We start from the raw sequence: 2,341 nt of genomic DNA, 5'->3' as shown, positions 1-2,341 counted from the left end.
GTCGGCTTCGGCCATCATCGGGCTTTGCATTCTTCATGGCGTCGGCGCTGATCGGTCGTTGACGGCTCCAGTTCCGCTGCCTTTTGCTGCTTCGCTTGTCTTGGCTTCGGTTGCATCGTGTTCGCGCCGCACGGTTGTTGTCCAGGATCACGGCTTGCGGATGGGCGGCGCTGCGGGCTTCGGCTCAAGCGCAGCCGGCCTCTCGCTGCTGCGGGCTAACGGACGGTGATTTCCGGCCCCCAGTCATCCGGCAGCCGTTGCAGGCGACTGGCTTCGGGCTTACCTTGGTGCATAACAACTCGTCCAAGCCGAACCCGCTTCGCGGGTCGGCTTAACTCAGGCGTTATGCGTGGGCGGGCGTTCTTGTTGGGTCGGCTTCGGCCATCATCGGGCTTTGCATTCTTCATGGCGTCGGCGCTGATCGGCCGTTGACGGTTCCAGTTCCGCTGTTCTTTCCTGCTTCGCTTGTCTTGGCTTCGGTTGCATCATGTGTGCGCCGCGCGGTGGTCGGCCAAGTTCACGGCGCGCGGATGGGCGGCGCTACGGGTTTCGGCTTCAAACACAGCAGGCCTCATGTTGTTCCGGGCTTGCGTTGAGTGATTTCCGGCCCCCGGCCATCCCGCAGCCGTTGCAGGCAACCTGCTTCGGGCTTACCTTGGTGCATAACAATTCGTCCAAGCCGAACCCGCTTCGCGGGTCGGCTTAACTCAGGCGTTAGCCATGCGCAGACACTTCCTCGCAGCCACAGCCCTCTCAATGCTTGCCGCTTGCGCGACTAAGGGCACTCCGAGCCTTCGAGGCCACTACACCTGGGGACATGAGGTTGAGAGTTTTACGCCGTGCGGTTCGGCCAAGTCTTTCTGGGTGGTAGGCGAGCCCGCCCTGCTGCAGCAACTCCGAGACAAGGTTGCCGCCACCTCCGGGCAGCCATATCAGTCCATCTACGTGGAGGCCTCCGGCCGCTCTGAGCCAAAGGCGTCTGACGGCTTCGCCGCCGACTATGACGGCGTCTACCGGCTTACTGCAGTCCATGCTATTTCCCAGTCGGCTCCCGCTGGCTGCGGAGCGCATGGCTAACAATTCATTCAAGCCGAACCCGCTTCGCGGGTCGGCTTAATTCAGGCGTTAGGCCGCTCAAGAATCAAACAGACGCTCATGAGAAGACATCTTTTCATCGCCTTTTTTGTTTTGCTCGGCTGCTCTGCCAAGCAACCTGAGACTCTTGAGGTCGAGATGGATGGGCCGCCGGAGAATCCAGCAGATCCAGTGTGGCTCGCCCTGTTTCAGAAGGCAGCCGACAGCAAGTGTGGCGGTGCGGCACAAGTTTATGGGCCGCTAAACTTCAGGGTCGCAATTGACGATCAGCCTGCCAAAATGATTGGTCGCTTTACATGCAAGTAAAGCGGCCTAACAATTCATTCAAGCCGACGCCGCTTCGCAGCGCGGCTTAATTCAGGCGTTAGGCGGCCAAACAGCATGATTGCGAGCTTGCTAAGAACTCTTCTCGTATTCGGGCTTGTTGGCCCACTCATTGGGCTGGCTTGCGTCGCAATCCAAGACCCGGCGGGCCTTACCTTCAGACCTTATCTACTGTTAGCGATGGCCTTGTTTGCCTATGTATTTGGCTTGATGCCGGCTTTGCTCACCGGGCTGATCGCGTGGACGATGCGCTACAGATTGCCTCGGTACCTGGGTGCGCCAATGTGCGGCGTGATCGGGACATTAACTGCATCACTGTTCTTGGCGCCTACACCCTATACCGCACAATCTCTCAGTGAGGGACTTCAGATGGCCATAGTCCCAGGCGGTATAGCTGGTCTCGTTTGTGGCTTCTTGTATTTCTGGCCACCTAACAATTCATTCAAGCCGAACCCGCTTCGCGGGTCGGCTTAATTCAGGCGTTAGGCCCCTTTATGAGCATCCCACTCTTTCTAGCGTTTGCCCTCGCTGTCGGAACGGATTCAGAGCCTTCGCTATGTAGTGACACTGAGAGCAAGATCGAGCCAGACATGCAAATCCGAGAGTCCGACCTCGGTCGCCCAGCCGCCGCCGCGGCGGCTGAAAAACTCCGGGACATGGTCAACCGCGGACAGTTAGATGGTGAGTTCCAGTTTGGCGTTCTGAATCAGCTCAAGATCGTTCAAGGCCATGTTCTGCTACAGCAAGCTCGCTCAGATCGCGTTGCGTTCGGGCCAGCGTCGCCTGAGGCTCAGGGCTCCACAGCGATACTATGCCGGTGGCTCAGCAATGACGGGTTTTGGTATGACTAGCTATCATTGGGCGGGGTGGACCGGCCAGCCTTTCGTAGACATCCGGTTGCCATAATTGATGGCAATGACCG

General features: G+C 58.6%; 2 protein-coding genes. Both read left to right on the top strand.

Going from position 1 to position 2,341, the window contains the following annotated elements:
• Positions 1-229, top strand: a 229-nt coding sequence (locus AX730_RS19435) for a hypothetical protein (protein ID WP_232310265.1), incomplete at its 5' end; no start/stop codon positions are given.
• A 491-nt stretch (positions 230-720) separates the two neighbouring features.
• Positions 721-1,077, top strand: a complete 357-nt coding sequence (locus tag AX730_RS19615) for a hypothetical protein (protein ID WP_407071504.1) — start codon at positions 721-723, stop codon at positions 1,075-1,077.
• Positions 1,078-2,341: the final 1,264 nt, after the last annotated feature.

This window comes from Pseudoxanthomonas mexicana (assembly GCF_001556105.1).
Lineage (GTDB): Bacteria > Pseudomonadota > Gammaproteobacteria > Xanthomonadales > Xanthomonadaceae > Pseudoxanthomonas_A > Pseudoxanthomonas_A mexicana_A.
Note: the sequence above shows the minus strand (reverse complement) of the source record. Positions and strands in the feature narration are given on the sequence as shown.

What these genes read in the sequence shown, in the direction of transcription:
- AX730_RS19615 (WP_407071504.1), top strand. Translation starts at nt 721, where the DNA reads ATGCGCAGACACTTCCTCGCAGCCACAGCCCTCTCAATGCTTGCCGCT.